Here is a 20,258-nt window from a genome sequence, read left to right on the forward strand (position 1 = left end):
TCCCGGAGCGGGTTTTTCTATTTTTAAAAAATGAAGAAAAGGTGAGAAAATGACAACCATCATTGCTGAAAAAGAATCTCAAAAGCAACCATTTGATCGAAAGAGATTATCGCGTTTTATAGAAAGGGTCGCGGACTTAAACTGTCCCGCATACATCGATAAGGTTGTCCGGGTGATAGAATCTAAAAATGAATATCATAAAGATCATATAACGGGCCTTCTCATTCAAGCCGCTTTGGAAAATACGGATGAAGCCAACCCGGATTGGACATACACTGCCGCAAAAATCCACCTCGAAAACTTGTACAAACAGGCCAGTATCAACCGTTCCTACGACAAAAAACAAAAATACGGGGATTTCTATCAATTAATCAAGCAATTAACTGATTTGGGAATTTACTCGACTCGTTTACTTGAAAAATACAGTGAAAAAGAGATTCGGGAGCTGGAACAAATCATTGATCCAGAGCGTGACTTGTTATTTGATTACATAGGACTCCATACATTGGCCACGCGTTACCTGGCAACGGATCATGAAAAAAATGTCTATGAATTGCCGCAAGAACGTTGGATGATCATCGCCATGCATTTAATGCAGGACGAGGCAAAGGAAAAAAGAAAAGAGTGGATTCAGGAAAGTTATTGGGCGTTGTCGAACTTGTACATGACAGTCGCTACTCCTACCCTTGCCAATGCCGGACTTGCGCATGGACAACTTTCGAGCTGCTTCATCGACACGGTGGAAGATTCGCTGATCGGCATTTACAACAGCAACACAGATGTTGCCAGGCTTTCCAAAGACGGCGGAGGCATCGGGGTCTATATGGGGAAAGTAAGAAGCCGCGGAAGCTCCATAAAAGGCTTCAAACGCGCGTCATCCGGGGTTCTTCCCTGGATTAAGCAGTTGAATAATACAGCAGTTAGTGTTGATCAGCTCGGAAGAAGAAAAGGCGCTGTTGCTGTTTATCTTGATGTGTGGCATGCGGATATTCTTTCTTTTCTCGATTTAAAACTGAACAATGGCGACGACCGCCAGCGGGCGCATGATATTTTTACGGGTGTATGTATTCCCGATCTCTTTATGGAGCAAGTGGAACGACGCGGTGACTGGTATTTGTTTGACCCGCATGAAGTGAGACAAGTCATGGGCTTTTCGCTGGAAGACTTTTATGACGAAGAAAAAGGCGCGGGCACTTTCAGAGAAAAATATGAAGCATGTATTCAAAACGAGACTTTGACTAAAACGCGGGTTCCGGCAATTCAAATCATGATTAGAATTATGAAGTCCCAGTTGGAAACAGGAACACCATTCATGTTTTACAGGGATGAAGTGAATCGCATGAATCCGAACAAGCATGCGGGAATGATTTATTCAAGTAATTTATGTACCGAAATTATGCAAAACATGTCCCCCACTGTGCAATTTGATGAAACAATAGATGGAGACACGATCATTACTTATAAAAAACCTGGTGATTTTGTCGTCTGCAATCTTTCATCCATTAATTTGGCCAAAGCGGTTCAAAAAATAGATGGCCCGCACGATGTACTGGAACGATTGATCCCCATCCAAATCCGAATGTTGGATAATGTCATTGATTTAAACACCATTGACGTTAAACAGGCTGTCATCACCAATCAAAAATATCGGGCTATCGGATTGGGAACATTTGGCTGGCATCATTTGTTGGCCTTAAACGGCATTGAGTGGGAATCAAAAACGGCCGTGGAGCTTGCAGACCAATTATATGAAAAAATTGCCTTGCTGGCCATTCGCGCGAGTGTCGAGCTGGCAAAAGAAAAAGGGTCCTACCCTCTGTTCCAAGGCAGTGATTGGGAAACAGGAACTTATTTTCAGAAACGGGGCTATCTGGCCGGTGACAGATCAGACGAGTGGAAAGAGGTCATGGAAGCAGTTCAAACCGTCGGAATAAGAAACGGGTATTTAATGGCAGTTGCACCCAACTCCAGCACATCCGTTATTGCAGGCTCAACAGCCAGCATCGATCCCATTTTCAAGCCTTTTTACTTTGAAGAAAAAAAGGATTACAAATTGCCTGTTGTGGCACCAGATTTAACCCATCATACGTACAACATCTACCGAAAGTCCGCTTACATCGTAGACCAGCGGTGGTCCATTCAGCAAAATGCCGCACGGCAGCGGCATATCGACCAGTCGATTTCATTTAATTTGTATGTTCCGAACAATATCAAGGCGCAAATCATGCTAGACCTGCATTTGCAAGCTTGGGATTCGGGGCTGAAAACGACTTATTATGTCCGTTCAACGGCATCTGATATTGAGGAATGTGTATGGTGCGAGTCTTGATTTGTTACGCCACCTACAGCGGAAATACGGAAGAAACCGCAAAATTGATCCAAACAAGATTGAATAGTGAGGGGATGGAAACAACGATGTACCGGATTGGAAAAGGTCCAATCCCGGACCCCTCCGGGTTTCATGCCGTGGTTCTTGGATCTTTTACTTGGGGAAAGGGCGCCACCCCCGGTATTGTAAAAGATTTTGTATATGAACTGGGGTGGAAACCGCCGAACGTATACGTATTTGGAACAGGAGACACCCAGTTTGGGGGCGATGATTTATTTTGCAAAGCAGCAGACAAACTGGCGAAGTTTTACTGTTCGCCGATCGCCCCCTTGAAAATAGAACAAAGCCCAAGAGGCTCCCAGGAAAAACATGTCAACAACTGGACGGAAGGAGTTATCAAACATTGCCTGAACTTTTACAAAAAGCAGCCATATTAAATCCTGTCAACCCCAATAAATCTACTGCCCTTTTTGGCGGGAAAGCGAGCGGAATATTAAATTGGAATGATCTTGCTTATCCTTATTTTTACGATTACCGCGAGCAAATCCGCTCATTGTTTTGGCGGGCCAGCGAGGTGGACATGACGCAAGATGCCAAACAGTTTCCCGCTCTTTCAAAGCCTGAACAGGAGGCGTTTTTAAAAATTATCGGCCTGCTCGCAACATTGGACGGCCCACAAACGGACTTGGCGGCGAGAATTTCCCATTTTTCCACTGATCCATCCGTCAAATCCATTATGGCTACTATTGCGGACCAGGAAAGTGAACACAATCACAGCTATGCGTATGTCCTTTCTTCTGTTACAACACTTGATAAGCAAAATGAATCATTTGAAACTGGCAGAAAAGATGAAGTATTGCTAAAAAGAAACGAACGGATTATGGACGTTTATAATGAATTTGCCCATGATCCTTCCATTCAGACCGTATTAAAAGCGATCGTTTATTCATCATTACTCGAAGGTTTGTTTTTCTATTCCGGGTTCGCATTTTTTTACAACCTTGCGAGACACCAAAAAATGGTGGGAACATCAACGATGATTTCTTACATCAATCGGGATGAACTTCAGCACGGCCGCTTTATGGGCGACTTGTTCCGGGCTGTTCTTGCAGAAAATCCGGAATATAATACAGCTGAATTTTGCAACTGGGTATATGATCAATTTGTTCACGCTGTTGAACAAGAAACCGCATGGAGCAGGTACGTACTTGGCGAGATTGACGGCATCGATCTTCTTGAGATGGAAGGATATATTCAATATCGAGCCAATAAGATGTTGAAATTATTGGGCTTAAGCGAAATATACCCTGATTATACGGAAAATCCGATGAAATGGATTCGGGCGTATGTAGATAACTTTGATGGAACGAAAACAGACTTTTTTGAGCAAAAGTCTCGTCAATATACGAAAACAAGTGATTTAAACGGATTTGATGAGCTCTAAGAAACATGGCCATACCAGCGTCAATTGGTATGGCCTTTTATTTCAGCTCGGGTCGACTTCATCATACGATAAACGGGTGACACGTGTATATTCTCCCTTACGTACTTCTTTTGTTGTTGCCTTTTGAATCATCTTTTCCTGATCATCTATTCCAGGAGCGATGGTTGGTTCATTTTTCCTATCTTTTTCTTTCAATTCTGGTCCCTCCTTGCTCTATAATTTTCTCCAGTCCCTTCATTTTATGTATCGCGAGAAGGAATACATTATTTTAAAATACTGATAAAGGGAAGCAAAAGTATAAACATGCCAAAAGACTCATTTTCATTCATATCCGTTTTCCAAGCTTGCCAACTGGGTAAATGATTTAAAATGGTTATGAAAGGAGGATTCGTCATGCGCTTATAGTAGATAAAAACGTCTTTGTAGTCATTTTTCCATCCATATACAAATACCCCGTAGTCACCTCCACTGTTATGGCCGTATAGTAAATTGGTTTTTTGGCAAATGGGCAGAATCCTGTAGGTTGAGGTCGCTGTCAATAGCCTGGTTGTTTGGGAACCAATTTAAAAAACTGTTGAGTCATTGCTTCCGTTTTGGTTTTTTCCCCATCTTAAGATTTGCAAAAACGTGTCCCATTCCCTTCATTTTCTTGGACAGAAAACAAAACAACAATTAATGGTATAGATTTTATGATGATGATTGCCGCTGAAAACCATGGGTGATTCCTCTTGAAGGGAGGGATAACTGTGAAAAAATTTAAATCGTGGGCACTTAAAAATGACTGGTGGCTGCCTTGGCTCGGTGTTTCTGCAACCATATTGGGGTTGCTGATCCCGGATTCCGTATTAAAGGGTAAACTGTTCGTCATCATCCTTCAACTCATCAAACAACATTGGCTGGAAATGATGTTGATTGGATGGGGAATATTCATCCACCTCGAGATACGGAAACTTAAAAAAAATGTACAGAATAATCATTCAGCAGATAAAATTAGCTAATATTTCCCTTCATTATTGGAACGGGCGTTCTATTTTCTGAATTTCTTTAATAATCTTACATTAAAAGGAGGAAAAAATGATGAGTCATTTTGCACATGTCATCCCCATTCATATGTTAGAGCAGAAAAAAATCGTTAATGTAGTCCCGAAAGGCGTCGAATTAATCCAGGCTCCGGAATTGTGGAAGGAAACAAAAGGAGAAGGCATCACTGTGGCTGTTTTGGATACCGGATGTGATGTCAATCATCCCGACTTAAAAGACAGAGTAATTGGGGGACGAAATTTTACAGATGATGATGACGGCCGTCCTGAAATCTTACAAGATTATAATGGCCATGGTACTCATGTATCCGGAACAATTGCCGCAAGTGAGAACAATAAAGGAATTGTTGGAGTGGCGCCTGGATGCAACTTACTCATTGTCAAAGTGCTCAACAAAAACGGCGCAGGCCAATATGACTGGATTATCAAAGGGATCAATTATGCGGTTGAACAAAAAGTGGACATCATTTCAATGTCTTTGGGAGGGCCTGTTGACCACCCGGAATTACATGAGGCTGTCAGGGATGCCGTCAACAAAAATGTCCTTGTTGTGTGCGCGGCCGGCAACGAAGGGGATGGCGAAGAATCATCAGATGAATATGCCTATCCAGGGCGTTATAATGAAGTCATTTGCGTTGGTGCGATTAACTATGACCGCCGCTATCCCGATTTTACAAATTCCCATGATGAAATTGACTTGGTTGCTCCTGGAGTGGAAATCTTATCTACCCATCTTAACGGAAGATATGCAGTCTTAAGCGGCACGTCTATGGCAGCCCCACATGTGTCCGGTGCATTGGCCCTGATTAAAGTTGCAGCCAACAAACATTTTGCAAGGCCGCTGTCAGAAAGTGAATTATATGCCCAATTAGTCAAACGGACAGTTCCATTGGGATTTTCAGCAAAGATTGAAGGGAATGGCGTCGTGTATTTAACAGCGCCGGAACGACTGGCGAGAATATTTGATGAAGAAGATAAAAAAGAGTTGATTAAAGCTTGTTTGGCGAGCGGAGTATTGAATGCGTAAATCAAAAAAACACGCAAAGAAACAAACGTCTCTTTGCGTATTTGAAAATGGGGCGTCATGGGCCCCATTCATTTTTTTGGTTATATTTTTACAACGTTTTCGGCTTGTGGTCCGCGTTGGCCTTCAACGATTTCAAATTCAACGTGCTGGCCTTCCTCAAGTGTTTTGAATCCATCTTCTTGGATCGCACTGAAATGTACGAATACGTCGCTTCCGCCTTCCACTTCAATAAAGCCGAAGCCTTTTTCGCTGTTAAACCATTTTACTGTACCTGTTGCCATGTAGATAAAACCTCCAAAAATTTTTTAATATGTTACTAATATTTACCCTGTAAATAAAAATTTCACATATTATAATCAATACCCACTTTTTGGAGTAGATATTCATTATAACATGTGAATGGAACTCCAATATTGGTTCTTAAAAAAGCTTTGATCGTTTTGTTCCCTCTTATCATACAGGAATAAATATGAAAAAGCAAGAAATGGGGAAAGATTTTTGGTCGATATGATCAAATATAATCCGCCCATTTCCTTGCTTTTTCGACATGTTGTTGATGCGGATCATTTCGCTTTCGTCGCCTTGGTCGTTTTCTTTTTTTTAGTGGCCGGTTTTTTATCCGCCTGTGGCTTGGTCCTGTCGATCGAAGCCTGTAATGCTGCCATTAAATCATTCATTTCAGTAACAGGGGCTTTTTCTTTCACCGTTACCAGTTCTTTTCCGGTCCTTTTCGCTTCGACAAGCTCCAATACCCGCAAGCGGAAATCGTCCTGATATGCTTCCGGTTGAAAGGTTGTTGTTAATTGGTCAATCAGCAATATGGCAGTGTCAATTTCTTTTTTAGAGACATTGTCAGCACTCGGAATGTTCGGCACCTCTGATGCTTTTCTTACCTCATCCGGAAAGTGGATCGTCTCCATTAATAAAGTATTAGCGAAAACGCGAATAACCGCTAATTGTTCTTTTGAACGGATCATGATTTTGGCGATTCCCACTTTTTCCGAGGTCGTTAAAGCTTTTCTGAGGAGGCTGTACGCTTTTCCGCCGCCATCGGGAGACATATAATAGCTTTTGTTAAAATAAATGGGATCGATTTCTTGGAGCTTGATAAAATCAATGATTTCTACCGCTTTTTCTTCCCCCCCTCCCTTCAATTCCTTCAGTTCACTCTCTTCTATCACGACAAACTTGCCTTTGGCCACTTCATAGCCCTTTACAATTTCTTTCGCTTCAACCTCCTGCTCACACGATGGACAAATCTTTTCATATTTTATCGGAGTATGGCATTTTTCATGAAGAGAGCGAAATTTAACATCTTTATCCTCAGTGGCCGCATGCAGCTTGACCGGAATATTAACAAGCCCAAAGCTGATGCTGCCTTTCCACATGGTATGCATAAGCTCACCTTCCATCCATTGTCTATTGACACTAGTTTTTGATCAAAAGATCGTTACATACACAAAAACTTTTGGTAAATGCAGTGCAGTTGGGCAAATTAGGAATGGAAAGGTGTGGTGTTTAAGATGAAGCCTATGCTCCCTTCTTTGTCATTCGATCCTCCCGGATATGGCAAATGGCGATATGAAATAAAATACGACGGCTACCGAGCCATTTTGGAGTGGAATGAAGATGCTATTCATCTTTGGAGCAGAAACGGAAAAGATTTGCTGCCCCAGTTTCCAGAGATCAGCCGTTTTCTCCAATCACAAACAGATTTATTCGCAAGCTCCTTTCCCCTTATGCTCGATGGTGAATTGGTTATTTTGGAAAATCAGTACAAAGCAAATTTTCAAAAGTTGCAACAGAGGGGCAGAATGGGTTCAAAAGAAAGAATCATGCATGAAGCAACCGCCTGGCCCTGCCGCTACCTTGTGTTTGATCTTCTCGTTTTGAATGGAAAAAGCATGACAGACCACCCATATATGGAAAGAAAATCAACGCTGCAAAAGCTTTTTAAAACCGCAGCATTTCCTATGTCTCCAAACCCCGGCGATAAAAAGCTATGTCAATATGTTCCAGCTTTCCACTCACTCAAAGATGCCATACAAATAGCGAAGGACTATGACGGTGAAGGCATCGTGGCAAAGGAGCCGCAAAGTTCTTGGGAAGCCGGCAGAAGAACGAGCAGTTGGCTAAAAATAAAAAATTGGAAAACGGTTTCGTGTTTTATCACCGCAATGGATGAACAAAATAATTACTTTTTTGTCGGGGTATGGAAAGGTGAGGCCATATTTCCACTTGGCCAATTTCTTTTTAATTTGGATGCCCATACAAAAACCGCCCTCATCACGACGATCCGGCAAAATTATGTGCAACGGGAGGGAACGAAACTAGTTGTAAAACCCGGGATTTGTCTTGATCTATATTATTTGGAGTGGGCCGACGGCTTGCGTGAACCCCATTTTAAAGACTTGCGTTTTGACTTGCATCCGGATGATTGTACGTACGAGCAATTTCTGCTTCATGAAGCATCATTTCCAAGTGAAGTGGCCATCACCCATCCCGATAAGTTGTTGTGGAAAAATAACGAGATCACGAAACTGGACTACATTCGCTATTTGCGAAAAGTGTCCCACCTAATGCTCCCGTTTTTGGAAAAACGGGCTTTAACAGTCATCCGGGCACCACATGGCATATTTGGCGATTTTTTTTACCAAAAACATAAGCCTGATTCAGCGCCCGGCTTTGTTGAATCCTGCATGATTGATGATATTGATTATATAGTTTGTTATGATTTAAAAACGCTCATATGGCTTGGAAACCAGTTGGCCATTGAGTTTCATATTCCATTTCAAACGATCACAACCAACTTTGTAAGCGAAATTGTCTTTGATCTTGATCCGCCTGACCGTTCGAAATTCCCTTTGGCTGTGCGCGCGGCAACCTTGTTAAAAAAAATATTGGATGAGTTCAACCTGCATTCTTTCGTCAAAATGTCGGGAAATAAAGGCCTGCAAGTATATATCCCTTTGCCGGAAGATCAATTTACATGGGAGGATACAAGGACTTTTACATCATTCATTGCGGAATTTCTCGTTCAATACGATCCAGATTCTTTTACAATTGAAAGATTAAAGAAAAACCGTGGTGAACGGCTTTATATTGATTTTATCCAGCATGCGGAGGGCAAAACCATCATTGCCCCCTACTCTATGCGTAAAAATGAATCAGGGCTTGTAGCCGCGCCGCTTCAATGGAAGGAGTTGACCGACAAGCTTGTCCCCGATCATTTCACCATACAAACGGTTCTGGAAAGAATCAAGCAAATCGAAGACCCGTTTGCCCATTTTTTTACCTGCAAAGAAAACCAGCCTTTTAAACAAGCTCTTCAACGGCTCAAAAAAGGGTGATCAGGCAAAGGCACAGTCCTCTTTCCTCTACAGTCAATTGTTCTGCGAATTTTAGCTGTGGAGTATTCGGATGGAAAAACTGCTGCCAGGTAACAGGCATCAATCCTTTTTTTACGGTCATGACCGCTTGTCCATTTTTATAAAGAAGCCGATCCGAGTACGGCTTTTTTAATTGATAGCAGTCGGATTCTATTATAAAACTCATTTGTTTTCCTTTTTCTCGCTTCAATGTTACTTTTAAGGGTTTATCCGCCCCCAAAAATATAACATCATTCAGATTGATATACATATAACCGGTATGACCGTTTCCGTGTTCATGCACTTTAAAAATACGTCCTTTCTCACCCAAGGAAAAATAACGCAAACGCTCACGTCTTTCCCTTCCCTTGAGGGAAAGAATCGACCACCTCCGTATGCCGTCGGAAGAATATGCCTCAAGTACCGTTTGGGAATTATGAGAAGGGAATAACAAATACGTGTTTCCATGTAACGATGTTGCGCTGTGAACCAGTGCAAATGAAACAGCATTCTTTTTAAAGGTAAAATAAACACAGCGAAAAAAATAGTAGACCGCGAAAAGAAAAACAGCCACCCCTGCCATATTCGTGAGCAAAAAATCCGTTCTTTTCATATTAGGTAATATGACTACAATAAAGACAACGGCAAATAAGACGGTTTGCTGCAAATAAAGCTTCGACATAAATGAATAATGGTCCTTAATGTTCATCGCTTCCCCCCTGTACCAGAAGCTTCAATAAAGTATACGTGACAGCCACCTATTCCATGACTAATATAAAGTGAAACTCAATCAGTAGGGATTCACTCCCCCTACTGATTGCTAGCTGAACCAATCGGACTTTTACGGGCAGTACTCTCTCGCTTCGCTTTCCCCTGAGCTTGAAATGAGGTTTACTGCTAGTTATTGCGGGGTCAAGAAAGTGAATGCCCAATTATAGTGCGGGGACGGTCATCATTGATCAGAGTGTTGATAAAAAGACGCCCAGCGAGGCATAGTTTGCGTTGGCGCCGTATTTGTAGGAGAAAAGGGATGTCGTGGGAGCGGACGGCATGCCGGATATTAAGGCGGCGAGAACAAGCAATGAAGAAGGAACATTCAAAAACATAAACGGGAATAGCAGGAAGGGAATGACAAGTAGTTTGGCGCCGGCTGATATCCATAATGTAGTAGTTGTGAATAAGCTTACATATTCATCTTTTTTGATTTCCGCAAGGGAACTGCCAATCATGATCATCGACAGTGGGATTGTTATTTTCTTTCCAAAATGCCAGGCATGCTGGAAGGAGAAAACATCAAAGCAAGACCCGTGATTGTCGCAATAATTCCCGAATTGAACACAATATTTCTCCGATGTAAGCATCTCCCCGAGAAAAGATATAGATCCCATATGTCCATATGAAATGAAATAACAAATGTTAATAATCATTGCATATGTAACTCCTATTTCTCCAAATATGATGAAGCAAGTGGCGTAGCGCCAATAAATCCTGGTTCCCGAAAATATTCAAGCCTTCATAAGGGCTTTTCTAGTGTCTGGCAGACCGGAACGTTTTCTCAACCAGGCAGCTAGCAAGGAGCTGATAAATGGAATATAAGCAGACATGGATATAAGCCGTGAAAATTCCGTCAGTAAATCCATATGGAATGAAATATTCAAGGAATATATGATCAATGCGGGCAATGTTATATACAAAAGAAGTTGTGTGCAAACCTCGGTTGTATGCTTGCCAAGGATGTTTCTTTTTCTGCAAACATACCCTGTCGACGCCATTAGAAAAAGCATGCTCATTTCCTGTAAAAAATGACCGACTGCATTCAACTTGCATCCCTCCCCTCCCATTACTGTATAAAAAAACACTCAAAGGACCCTTCACAAAAAATAAGAAGCCTCCCAACTCCTGCTTGGAGTCGAAGGCTTCCCTCGTACCGTTATTTTAAAATCCTGAACACAAGCGGTATGCGATAAATTTCTCCATTGTATGCTTTTACTGCCGCGATAATCGTAAATACAATATAAAGAATGGCGATAATAGGCACTAGAATAAATCCAATTAAAATGAACATCATTAAGGATGCCACGATTGAATAGACGGTATAGGAAATAAAAAAGTTTAAATATTCCTTACCGTGAAAATCGATAAAAGCGGAATCCTCTTTCTTAATGAGCCAAATAATAAGCGGTCCAATCAGCGCGGAGAAAAAACTAGTAACATATATGGCTGTTGCCAAGGTTCTTTCGTTGCTTGAAGCTGTATCCATGATGATACCTCCTGTTTTTTTATGCATGTATTATTTTTACGAATATCTCGTTTAAAAGTTTCAGCTTTATGATAATTTTTTTTGGACGAGCATAGAATAGATTAGCGATTCATAGGGCGGGGTGATGAAAGCGGATGTCAAGCGGGTGGGTTGTCGAACTTTTGGAATTTTTGGGACAGTACGGGTTTGCGGGTATCGCCATCGGGCTTATGATTGAGGTGATTCCAAGTGAAATTGTTCTGGGGTATGGCGGTTATTTGATATCGGCTGGAAAAATATCATTTTTAATGGCTTTTATTGCCGGAATCATTGGGGGAACGATGGCGCAACTTTTTTTATATTGGCTTGGGATATACGGGGGCCGACCTTTTTTTGACCGTTATGGGAAATATTTATTGATCCAACCTAAACACTTGGATGCGGCGGAAAAGTGGTTTGACCGCCATGGAACGATCGTCATTTTCACTGCCCGTTTCATCCCGGTCATCAGGCATGCGATCTCCATACCTGCAGGTATCGCGAAAATGCCATTTTATCAATTCACGATCTATACGATGGCCGCAATGATCCCTTGGACTATTTTATTTCTATTCATTGGCATGGAACTTGGCGCCCATTGGGAACAAATAGGAGCAATTGCCGGGGCTTACTTGAAACCCATTATCGCGATCGCTTTATATGTTTTACTAGGATACTTCTTATTAAAATATCTCATTGCAAAATATGTGTCGATAAAGAGAAAATAATTTACGAAAAACTTACAAACTTGGTATATCCAAATAGAACTTTTTTTTGTATGATATTTGTAGAATTTCAATTCACAAGAACATACAGCTCATAATTGAGGGAAGGCAAATGGTGCGCCACCAGCCCTGTTTCTTGGCTGGTCTTAGTGGGTTCGATTCCCACCCCGAAATTTTTTATGCATCTTTTAAAAAATTTCGAGGGCAGGATCGTACACCACACCTGCCCTGGGCAGGAGGGGTTCAAAATGCTCAAGAAACGTGAAGTAAACGGGCATGAATGCCGGATTCTATTTGATTTGATGACGCATCCCGATGTCTTCCCTTACGTGCGTCAAAAAGCTTTTTCCTATGATGAATACGTCTTTTTGACAAAGCAGACAATCGAAGCGGAAGAACGCGGAGAGTTAATCTCCAGAACGATTCTGGATGAATGGGAAAATCCGATTGGAACGATTAATTTGTATGACATTGAAGGCAATACTGGTTTTTTGGGCACTTGGATTGGCAAGCCATTTCATGGCAAAGGCTATAACAGTCTGGCAAAAGACGCCTTTTTCAAAGAATTATTTTTCGACCGGAATATTGAAACGGTCTATATGAGAATTCGCAAGGAAAACATCCGTTCGAAAAAGGCTGCCGAAAAGCTTTCTTACGTCTTGCAGGCCAATGAAACGAAGCAAGACGTATTTCAAAAGCTGAACGCCACTGGATATATCTATGATCTTTACGCGGTTCCAAAAGATTTATATACGATGGCGTTAATGAGGCAATCATTGAAAGAGGAAGAATCGCAGCAGATGGAAGCTTAAAAAGACTGTTAAATTATCAAAATATACCCGGCTTCGGCTCTCTATTCAAGAGGACTGAAGCCGCTCTGTTTTATATTTGCTCCGCTATAAAAAGTACGTAAACCTGCTCAATCGCAAAAGTACTTTTCAAATTTCAAGAGATCGGATTCTAACGGCGGATTGACATTGAAAATATGATTGATTGGCGTAAGACTGCTCATTCCATTCAGGCTACTTTGCCACTTTTATCATGGCGCTGATTTCTTTTGGGTCATCGGACTTCCTCTCGGCTATGTACTGGCCAATTATACCGCACTGGGGCCGTTTGGCTTTTGGTTTGGCCTGATTTCCGGGCTGGCAGTCGGCGCATTCACTTTATCGTTTCGTCTGCGGCATATTCAAAAAAAGAACGAACCTGCTTCTTCCTAGCGGTTCGTTCTTTGTGTTTCATTTTTATTTGCTTATTTTCCGATAAACTGTTGTGTCCAGTAATTTCCATTTTCAACGTAGCCGACACCGATATGTGTATAGCTGCTGCTTAAGATGTTTTCACGGTGACCTTGGCTCTTCATCCAGGCTTGTACTACTTCCTCTGGTGTACGCTGTCCCATGGCGATGTTTTCACCTGCTGAACGGTAGCTGATTCCGAATTTTTTCATCATGTCAAATGGTGAACCATGTGTTGGGCTGTTATGGTCAAAATAGTTGTTGGCTGCCATGTCTTTTGATTTTTCACGAGCCACTTTGCTGAGCTCCAAATCAACTTTTAGCGGGGCCAAACCATTTTTTGATCTTTCTGCATTCGTTAAGTCTACCACTTTTTGTTCAAAGGCGCTCAATTGAGAACCATTTTGCTCTGTTGGTTGTTGCTCCTCTTGTTTACCAGGTTGTTTTTCTGGTGCAGGTGCTGGTGCTGGTTTAGCCGGTGCAGGCGCAGGTGTTTGTGCTTGCTCCTTTTTGGCTGGTTGTTTTTGTTTTGGAGCTTGTTTCCAAGTTTTTTTCTTTGGTGTGAATTTATGATAAGGCTGCTTGCACCAATCATTCATTTTTGAAAAATCACCAGTTTGGTAGAAATAATACACCTTTCCATTTTGTTGTCCTGAATTAGGTTGTGCGGCATCTGCTGTTCCTCCTGCTAGAGGGGATGCCATCAACGCAACTGCTGCTGCAGCTGATACGACAAGCTTTTTCATTTCTGTTTTCCTCCCTGTTTTCTTTTTCCGCTATTATAGTAACATGCGATTTTTGTAATATTTCAGGGAGGAATTGCCATGGGCATTGTCTGCTTTCGGCAGAAATTCCCCAACATGCAATCAGACAACTTTTTTCTATTTCTTATTTTAAATGAAGTTTTCCATTTGCCGTATACTATAACCAAAAACTACTAAAATATGACGGTTGACAAACTCAGAAAAGAGCGCATTGTGTTACGTTTGTTACAAATTTATGTCAAATGTGACCGCTGTTTTATTGATCCTGGCGTTTGCGTCAACGCCATTCATAGTATAAAACTTCCTTTCTTCGGTTATTCTATAAGTAAAGGAGGTTCCTATGAGTACAAAATATCGCTGTCCAAGTTGCAAAACGAATCGTTCCAGGTTCAACATTATTGAACAAGTTGTCCATGCGGTAAAGCTCGATCCGCAAACCGGAGATATCATCGAAAAATATGATCATGAGGCTGACGCAGGCCCACTGCATACTATTTACAATGGTCCTGAAAGAAGAGTCCAATGTGGGACTTGCGGATTAATCGAAGAGGAAAGAACATTTGCAAAATATGGCGAACAATGACCCGTTTCGTTATAGCGGGTCATTATTCATTATCAACCACTTTTCTGGTTAAAAGTCCTCACATTTTAAGAAAAGCCAAACAATTATCAGAATGATCGGATAAATTAACTTTTCACGCACCAAAATAATCTGTTGATAAACGAAAGGTTTATCATCAGGCGGAAGAAAATAGATAAGATACGGCGGAATTATGTGAGAAAATGTTTAGCAAATGAGTTTGGTGCTAAAATTGGCGATTCAAAAAGATATGCATTAAAATAAGTTCTCAGAACATATGGTAAACGATATGATATAGGAAGATTTATCCTGTTTAACTTCATACAATTAAACAACAATATATCAATAAAATCATATTAAGTTATGAAATTCTAACATGGAAATTGAAGAAGGTATCCGCAGATTAAAACAGGCACTTCCATAAGAACGTAGAAACATGGCACAACGTTTTTAATAAAATGAAAAGAATTTGTAAGGATAACTACTTATAGCAGGAGCATTTGGTTATCCCATTTTTATAAATCTCCCATTTAAACTTGTTTCGGCATACAGCATTTTATATGGAGGATATTCTACCAATAAACATGAAACTGCGAAGCAAGACGAGCAATCTCTCACTCACGCAGCTTTAGTTTAGAATCTCTACAGTTTTATTAACCGAATTAACTTTTTATTTACATGTTTCCTTTTTCCGATGTTTTTTTACAACTGACATCATCTAATGAACGCTCTGGTAATACATGATCATCATGCGTCGTCAACCCAATCTTTTTTTTAACCTGTTCCGGACAAGGAATAGTACATGCTGCATCATGAGGAATAAATTGTTTATGGAGGATTTCTGTAAGAATGTGACTGTTTGCAACTGTGACATCTGGTAGGTCAGAACGTTCTGCAAAGTAGACGTGAACATTGTCGCAAGCAGGGTCAATATGTGGACCTGGATGTGCGAAATATATTTCAAACCATACTGTATAACCGCGCGATGTATTAAAATCTGTGGCATCGATCACATTAAATAAAGCGTGTGAACATGCGGGGACCCTTATTGTTTGACAATAATAAGGTTGGAATGTTTCATCTACGTCATCATTAATGGTCACTTTCAAATGTACAAAAACATCCAAATCGTTTAAATTATTCACCCTGGCAATCATACTTTTTGTATTTATATTACTGTTAAGTGGTCCTGATGTTAAGTGGGAATTACATTTTAATAACGAATGACAGAAATCTGTAAACACTTGGCCTAAATACCAAAAAGCATCTTGAAAATTCCAACATTTTTCATTATAACTCATCTTTACTTCCTCCTATTATTTATTTACAAGCTTCATTATCTTTATATGTTTTTAAAAAATCATTGCTTTAACATCTATCACTAATTAATAGATTTTGGATGCTTAACCACTAGTGTGAACTGGTAGTATGTCTATAGCGATGGAAAATCTCAACCTATAATCCGTAAAAAACCGGCGAATATCTATCAATGTAGACGCCGGGTCCTCGTGAGGGTATCCATGATTGACTAAGAAGAGTAAAAAGTTATAAATGTAAGCATGCCGCTTTCTCTTTTCAGGTACTTGATGAGCATTAAACCTATTAATGTTTAGTACAGAGTGTTGCAATGGTTTATACATAGATTTGACATGGAACTACTTGCGCGTATAGCACTAGAGTCAAAAAGCCAGCATTTTCAACAACTGGTTCTGCCGACTGGGAGGATACTATACACTCTACTCCATATCAAATCTTGGTTTAAACTAAACGACTATGTATTTTTTTCTTGCAACTTTCGTTAACTTCATTGCAAAGCACTGTATTTTTATTTTACATTACACAATGAACTTTTTTGTTGGTAGCGAACCTGAAAACTGTTTCGCGACAATATGATCAAAGATTACGCCAAATGGAAAATAAAAACGCAACCTTAGAGAAAGTCTCATAAGGTTGCAGTGACTGGCATGTATGAATAAGTTTTAACAACAAAGTGTCTATTTGAGTGGTAACTCACTTTAGGTGACTTTTTGAACGGGGCCGTCCAAAAAATAACATCGCAGCTTGAAAACTAAAAAACAAACCCAAGATTGCCGTAAAATCAACATTCTTGGGTTTTACATTTTAGTGCATTAGCTCTAAATTGGACTTTTTAGAAAGCCCCCTGTTATTTTGTTTGCAATATATCCACAGCTTTTTTCAACTGGGGATCGTTTTTCTGAAGATGTTCCTGGATTTTCGTCATTAGAGTAACGGTTGTTTCTCCGCTTAATACACCTGTTACTTCTATGTTATTTGCTTTTTGAAATTCCATTACAGCCCTTTTTGTATCTGGATCAAAATATGAATCAACCTTGCCGGGATTGTATCCTAATTCTTTCAAGATTTGTTCAGCAGTGTTTACATCAGATGCGGCCGTATCCTCTTTTAATTCCTTTTCAGGATTAATATAAGGAAGGTCTGCATATTCCGGCAGTGAGACGGGATAGTCGGGCTCAATCCCTTTTTCATTAATCCAATTTCCTTTCGGTGTCAGCCATTTTGCCATCGTATATTTGAGATTGGATCCATCCTTAAATTCTTCCGCCTGTTGTACTGTCCCTTTTCCAAAGGATGTTTTTCCAACCAGCGTGATATTGGCAGATTCGCTGGCGGCTGCAGCCAATATTTCAGCGGCGCTGGCACTACCTTCATCAATTAATATGACGGTTGGAACGGTAATCTTTTTGCCATCTTCCGCGACGTATTTTTCAACCTGCCCGTTTTTGTATGCCACTTGGAACAGCGTTTTGCCTTCAGGCACAAACATGTTCGAAATATCGATGGCTTGTTCAAGCAGTCCGCCTGGATTTTTTCTTAAATCAAGAATTAAACGTTTCATCCCTTTTTCTTCCATCTCTTTTAACGCTGTTTCTAAATCCTTATCCGTATGGGTGGAAAAGCTTGTAATTTGAATTTTGGCAATCCCGCCTTCCAACATTTCCGGGTAAACCGTATTCATCGGAATTTCATCGCGAGTAATCGTTATTTTGATCGGATCCTCGCTTGCTTGCCGAATGATGGATAAGGTTACTTTCGTCCCTTTTTTTCCGCGAATTAAAAGAACAGCTTCATTGGCGCTTATGCCTTGTACGCTTTTGCCATCGACTTCAACGATTTTATCGTTTGGTTTTAGGCCGGCTTTTTCAGCGGGAGACCCTTTAACGGGAGAAACGATGACAATGTCCCCGTCTATTTCTTGAATTTCCGCCCCGATGCCTTCAAAAGATGATGTAATGCTTTCCTCGAATTTCTCGCTTTCTTCCTTGGTCATATAATCAGAATAAGGATCATCCAGTGACTTCACCATTCCATCAATCGCCCCATCAACCAATGCTTCTTCGTCTACGTCTGCAAAGTATTGCTTTTTCATGACGTCATAGGCTTCATATAATTTATGGAACTCTTTCCGTTCCTGCATGACCACACTTGCTGCTTTGTTATTAGCAAAAGAGAGGGCCAGAATGGTAATGCCGGCCGTTGCCAACACGGTCAGGAAAATCAATATGATGAATCTGAATTTTTTTATTTGGATAAAGCTGCTGTTTTGCGGGCTTTTGTTCACCTGGTTTTGGTCTTCTTCCAATGATCTCACCACTTTCTATCCTGGGCTTATTAAAAAGCCATTTACATATATGTCTCTTTATTTTATCAATTTTCATCCGGCGCCGTAAAGACATAGACGCGACTGCCGGCTGTTTTCAAACTAAAAAAACGCCTTTGAAAAAGGCAAACAGAAAAAGACGTTATATCTTCGCGACATTCTCAAAATACTCTTCCAATGTCCAATTGCGTTCAAAAATCACCTTGGCTGCTTTTTTGCCTACATATCTGAAGTGCCACGGTTCGTAGCTGTATCCGGTTATATTTTCTTTTCCTTTCGGATAACGCAGGATGAAACCATATAAATGGGCCTTGTTTCTAAGCCATTCTCCTTCTTTCATTTCGCCAAATTTCTCCGACAGGGCAAATTGGGCTGATTCACTCGTGATGTCCATGGTAAGTCCTGTCTGATGTTCACTGCTACCTGGAATAGCCACAACCTGGGCGGCCTTTTCTTCTCCCACTTGCTCGATCTCATTTTGAAAAATGGCTTGTTGGCGTCCATATGAGCGATATCCGGAAGAGGCATATAATTGAATGCCCTCCTTAGCTGCAGCCTGAAACATTTGTTCTAATGCTTCCGCAGCTTCTTTTCGCAAATAGCTTTTTTCGATATCTTGCTCCCCGAATGAAAAAGCCACTTTGGGCCGAACTAAATCGCCCGGTGCATACCCTGCCGGCAAACTGAATTCCTTATTGACGAGTACGAGTATATTATCGGGATTGGCAATTTCTTTTTTGCCATTGGCTTCTACAATTTCGTTGAAATAGGCTGCTTCCAATGTTAAGTCCGGGTCAACCGGGTCCTTTTCAGGCTTCTCCTCACGGTTTTGATCAGCTTGATTGGCGGGTTGTTCTTTTTGAGCGTCAACAGGTTCGCTCCCAGGCTTTTGGTCCTTAGGCGGTTCGGTTTGCGTTGTTGTCTTGTCCTTGTTTTCTGCCAAATCATCCGCCAAAGCACATCCACCAAGTAAAACGGTCATAGCCAGAATGCTCACATGTTTTTTCATAAAAAGCCTCACTTCTATTTGTAATTGCATTTTAACAGTCGCTGTTATCAGCCGCGCCCAATGCAACTTCGATCATGTCATTCCCAGTATGGGACTAATAGTCGTAATTTAACAAGTTCTTCCCTTTGACAGCGTCGCTCTCTGTCAGCAATATTTTGCTCGTTGCTTATGAGTCACTTAAACTAGTCTACATCATAAAGGGTTTATTTTGCAACGGACATGTGTAAACAACTCGTTGTTTTTTATATATGAATAATGCCCTTTTATTATTACGCTCCATTGCGGGCAAAGTAAAAGAAGTGAAAAAAAGCAAACCAAGGTTTAAAAGAAAATAAAGGACGCGCCAAGTATTAAAGCGTCCAACTCCTGAGGCACTGATTTGTGGACTCAGAGGTCTATTCATAGAAATTTGTTTTAGCGTTGCTTGACTACTAAAAAGTAAAGCATTAAGACAGAGCGCCCATCAGGATTGTTAAGACGGATAAGGAATCATACGCATTTGAAGATATATCCCCTTTAACATCTAATCTGTCAAAGAAGCTGCTTCATTGGCCTTTCATCGTGATGTGATTTCTTTAAGAGAATAAGCGATCATGAGTTGTCTAGATATATTTACCGCGCAGCTAGCTCTCTTTTGAACAAAATTTTAGCCGTTAATCTAATCTGAGCGTGGCAGGTGTTAGATGTTAATGTAAGGGCGAATGAAATCGAGTTATGAAGAATTGGGGAGGCTTATGTTGATGGAAAAAAACGATACTAATGGCTTTGGAGCATTTTGATCTTGGTTTTTCATAGAAAACCTGTTTAGCAACTATA

21 protein-coding genes are annotated in these 20,258 nt (G+C 40.8%); 10 read left to right on the forward strand and 11 right to left on the reverse strand.

Annotated elements, in window-relative coordinates; genetic code table 11:
* The first annotated feature begins 49 nt into the window (after positions 1-49).
* The 3 genes from JOC94_RS16055 to JOC94_RS16065 are packed head-to-tail and all read left to right on the forward strand — an operon-like array spanning position 50 to position 3,773.
* Positions 50-2,329, forward strand: a complete 2,280-nt coding sequence (locus JOC94_RS16055) for a ribonucleoside-diphosphate reductase subunit alpha (protein WP_077113412.1) — start codon at positions 50-52, stop codon at positions 2,327-2,329.
* Positions 2,314-2,766 (forward strand): flavodoxin, encoded by a 453-nt coding sequence (locus JOC94_RS16060; RefSeq protein ID WP_077113411.1) that lies wholly within the window; start codon positions 2,314-2,316, stop codon positions 2,764-2,766. The genes JOC94_RS16055 and JOC94_RS16060 overlap by 16 nt, the downstream gene beginning before the upstream one ends.
* On the forward strand, positions 2,733-3,773 hold the full coding sequence (locus tag JOC94_RS16065) for a ribonucleotide-diphosphate reductase subunit beta (RefSeq protein ID WP_077113410.1): 1,041 nt from the start codon (positions 2,733-2,735) through the stop codon (positions 3,771-3,773). The genes JOC94_RS16060 and JOC94_RS16065 overlap by 34 nt, the downstream gene beginning before the upstream one ends.
* Positions 3,774-3,815: 42 nt before the next feature.
* Here JOC94_RS16065 and JOC94_RS16070 read toward each other — a convergent pair whose 3' ends face one another.
* A complete protein-coding gene (locus tag JOC94_RS16070; RefSeq protein WP_171974000.1) occupies positions 3,816-3,968 on the reverse strand; it encodes a hypothetical protein in 153 nt (50 codons plus the stop codon).
* A gap of 551 nt (positions 3,969-4,519) precedes the next feature.
* On the opposite strand from JOC94_RS16070, the gene JOC94_RS16075 reads away from it, so the two are divergent.
* Positions 4,520-4,771, forward strand: coding sequence for a hypothetical protein (locus JOC94_RS16075; RefSeq protein ID WP_077113409.1), 252 nt, complete (start codon positions 4,520-4,522; stop codon positions 4,769-4,771).
* A gap of 79 nt (positions 4,772-4,850) precedes the next feature.
* Positions 4,851-5,840, forward strand: coding sequence for a S8 family peptidase (locus tag JOC94_RS16080; protein WP_077113408.1), 990 nt, complete (start codon positions 4,851-4,853; stop codon positions 5,838-5,840).
* Positions 5,841-5,920: 80 nt separating this feature from the next.
* Here JOC94_RS16080 and JOC94_RS16085 read toward each other — a convergent pair whose 3' ends face one another.
* Together JOC94_RS16085 and ku are read right to left on the reverse strand one after the other, a co-directional pair.
* Entirely contained in the window at positions 5,921-6,121 is a 201-nt protein-coding gene (locus tag JOC94_RS16085) for a cold-shock protein (RefSeq protein WP_077113407.1), read from the reverse strand.
* A 282-nt stretch (positions 6,122-6,403) separates the two neighbouring features.
* Positions 6,404-7,237 (reverse strand): non-homologous end joining protein Ku, encoded by an 834-nt coding sequence (gene ku, locus JOC94_RS16090; RefSeq protein ID WP_077113406.1) that lies wholly within the window; start codon positions 7,235-7,237, stop codon positions 6,404-6,406.
* Between the two features lie 126 nt (positions 7,238-7,363).
* On the opposite strand from ku, the gene JOC94_RS16095 reads away from it, so the two are divergent.
* The gene (locus JOC94_RS16095; RefSeq protein ID WP_077113405.1) at positions 7,364-9,190 is read left to right on the forward strand and encodes a DNA ligase D; all 1,827 of its coding nucleotides are present in this window, start codon (positions 7,364-7,366) and stop codon (positions 9,188-9,190) included.
* Here JOC94_RS16095 and JOC94_RS16100 read toward each other — a convergent pair.
* From JOC94_RS16100 to JOC94_RS16115, 4 genes are all read right to left on the reverse strand, one after another.
* Positions 9,177-9,917, reverse strand: coding sequence for a hypothetical protein (locus tag JOC94_RS16100; RefSeq protein ID WP_077113404.1), 741 nt, complete (start codon positions 9,915-9,917; stop codon positions 9,177-9,179). The two genes, JOC94_RS16095 and JOC94_RS16100, sit on opposite strands and share 14 nt — an antisense overlap.
* Before the next feature lie 250 nt (positions 9,918-10,167).
* The gene (locus JOC94_RS16105; protein ID WP_139345707.1) at positions 10,168-10,635 is read right to left on the reverse strand and encodes an AEC family transporter; all 468 of its coding nucleotides are present in this window, start codon (positions 10,633-10,635) and stop codon (positions 10,168-10,170) included.
* A 78-nt stretch (positions 10,636-10,713) separates the two neighbouring features.
* Positions 10,714-11,028 carry an AEC family transporter gene (locus JOC94_RS16110; RefSeq protein WP_077113402.1) on the reverse strand — a complete coding sequence of 105 codons (315 nt, stop codon included), beginning with the start codon at positions 11,026-11,028 and terminating at the stop codon, positions 10,714-10,716.
* A gap of 110 nt (positions 11,029-11,138) precedes the next feature.
* A complete protein-coding gene (locus JOC94_RS16115) occupies positions 11,139-11,468 on the reverse strand; it encodes a DUF4870 domain-containing protein (protein WP_077113401.1) in 330 nt (109 codons plus the stop codon).
* 134 nt (positions 11,469-11,602) lie between these two features.
* Here JOC94_RS16115 and JOC94_RS16120 point away from each other — a divergent pair, with 134 nt between their 5' ends.
* From JOC94_RS16120 to JOC94_RS16130, 3 genes are all read left to right on the forward strand, one after another.
* On the forward strand, positions 11,603-12,214 hold the full coding sequence (locus JOC94_RS16120) for a DedA family protein (protein WP_077113400.1): 612 nt from the start codon (positions 11,603-11,605) through the stop codon (positions 12,212-12,214).
* A gap of 245 nt (positions 12,215-12,459) precedes the next feature.
* Positions 12,460-13,023 carry a GNAT family N-acetyltransferase gene (locus JOC94_RS16125; protein ID WP_077113399.1) on the forward strand — a complete coding sequence of 188 codons (564 nt, stop codon included), beginning with the start codon at positions 12,460-12,462 and terminating at the stop codon, positions 13,021-13,023.
* A 177-nt stretch (positions 13,024-13,200) separates the two neighbouring features.
* Entirely contained in the window at positions 13,201-13,431 is a 231-nt protein-coding gene (locus tag JOC94_RS16130; RefSeq protein ID WP_077113398.1) for a hypothetical protein, read from the forward strand.
* A gap of 32 nt (positions 13,432-13,463) precedes the next feature.
* On the opposite strand, the gene JOC94_RS16135 is transcribed toward JOC94_RS16130, so the two are convergent.
* Entirely contained in the window at positions 13,464-14,195 is a 732-nt protein-coding gene (locus JOC94_RS16135; protein WP_077113397.1) for a CAP domain-containing protein, read from the reverse strand.
* 358 nt (positions 14,196-14,553) lie between these two features.
* On the opposite strand from JOC94_RS16135, the gene JOC94_RS16140 reads away from it, so the two are divergent.
* Positions 14,554-14,796, forward strand: a complete 243-nt coding sequence (locus JOC94_RS16140) for a DNA alkylation repair protein (RefSeq protein ID WP_077113396.1) — start codon at positions 14,554-14,556, stop codon at positions 14,794-14,796.
* Between the two features lie 671 nt (positions 14,797-15,467).
* On the opposite strand, the gene JOC94_RS16145 is transcribed toward JOC94_RS16140, so the two are convergent.
* The 3 genes from JOC94_RS16145 to JOC94_RS16155 form a co-directional block, all read right to left on the reverse strand.
* A complete protein-coding gene (locus JOC94_RS16145) occupies positions 15,468-16,094 on the reverse strand; it encodes a hypothetical protein (protein WP_077113395.1) in 627 nt (208 codons plus the stop codon).
* Between the two features lie 863 nt (positions 16,095-16,957).
* Positions 16,958-18,424 (reverse strand): lmo1851 family serine protease, encoded by a 1,467-nt coding sequence (locus tag JOC94_RS16150; protein ID WP_321189695.1) that lies wholly within the window; start codon positions 18,422-18,424, stop codon positions 16,958-16,960.
* A 151-nt stretch (positions 18,425-18,575) separates the two neighbouring features.
* A complete protein-coding gene (locus JOC94_RS16155) occupies positions 18,576-19,442 on the reverse strand; it encodes a M15 family metallopeptidase (RefSeq protein WP_077113393.1) in 867 nt (288 codons plus the stop codon).
* Positions 19,443-20,258 lie beyond the last annotated feature (816 nt).

Origin of the sequence: Siminovitchia thermophila (genome assembly GCF_016909185.1) — a bacterium.
Taxonomy (GTDB): Bacteria; Bacillota; Bacilli; order Bacillales; family Bacillaceae_C; genus Siminovitchia; species Siminovitchia thermophila.

Excerpts from the sequence above, each read along its gene's own strand:
- JOC94_RS16055 (WP_077113412.1), top strand. The coding sequence starts at position 50 with ATGACAACCATCATTGCTGAAAAAGAATCTCAAAAGCAACCATTTGAT.
- JOC94_RS16060 (WP_077113411.1), top strand. The coding sequence starts at position 2,314 with ATGGTGCGAGTCTTGATTTGTTACGCCACCTACAGCGGAAATACGGAA.
- JOC94_RS16080 (WP_077113408.1), top strand. The coding sequence starts at position 4,851 with ATGAGTCATTTTGCACATGTCATCCCCATTCATATGTTAGAGCAGAAA.
- JOC94_RS16085 (WP_077113407.1), bottom strand. The coding sequence starts at position 6,121 with ATGGCAACAGGTACAGTAAAATGGTTTAACAGCGAAAAAGGCTTCGGC.
- ku (WP_077113406.1), bottom strand. The coding sequence starts at position 7,237 with ATGCATACCATGTGGAAAGGCAGCATCAGCTTTGGGCTTGTTAATATT.
- JOC94_RS16095 (WP_077113405.1), top strand. The coding sequence starts at position 7,364 with ATGAAGCCTATGCTCCCTTCTTTGTCATTCGATCCTCCCGGATATGGC.
- JOC94_RS16100 (WP_077113404.1), bottom strand. The coding sequence starts at position 9,917 with ATGAACATTAAGGACCATTATTCATTTATGTCGAAGCTTTATTTGCAG.
- JOC94_RS16105 (WP_139345707.1), bottom strand. The coding sequence starts at position 10,635 with ATGATTATTAACATTTGTTATTTCATTTCATATGGACATATGGGATCT.
- JOC94_RS16115 (WP_077113401.1), bottom strand. The coding sequence starts at position 11,468 with ATGGATACAGCTTCAAGCAACGAAAGAACCTTGGCAACAGCCATATAT.
- JOC94_RS16120 (WP_077113400.1), top strand. The coding sequence starts at position 11,603 with ATGTCAAGCGGGTGGGTTGTCGAACTTTTGGAATTTTTGGGACAGTAC.
- JOC94_RS16125 (WP_077113399.1), top strand. The coding sequence starts at position 12,460 with ATGCTCAAGAAACGTGAAGTAAACGGGCATGAATGCCGGATTCTATTT.
- JOC94_RS16135 (WP_077113397.1), bottom strand. The coding sequence starts at position 14,195 with ATGAAAAAGCTTGTCGTATCAGCTGCAGCAGCAGTTGCGTTGATGGCA.
- JOC94_RS16140 (WP_077113396.1), top strand. The coding sequence starts at position 14,554 with ATGAGTACAAAATATCGCTGTCCAAGTTGCAAAACGAATCGTTCCAGG.
- JOC94_RS16145 (WP_077113395.1), bottom strand. The coding sequence starts at position 16,094 with ATGAGTTATAATGAAAAATGTTGGAATTTTCAAGATGCTTTTTGGTAT.
- JOC94_RS16155 (WP_077113393.1), bottom strand. The coding sequence starts at position 19,442 with ATGAAAAAACATGTGAGCATTCTGGCTATGACCGTTTTACTTGGTGGA.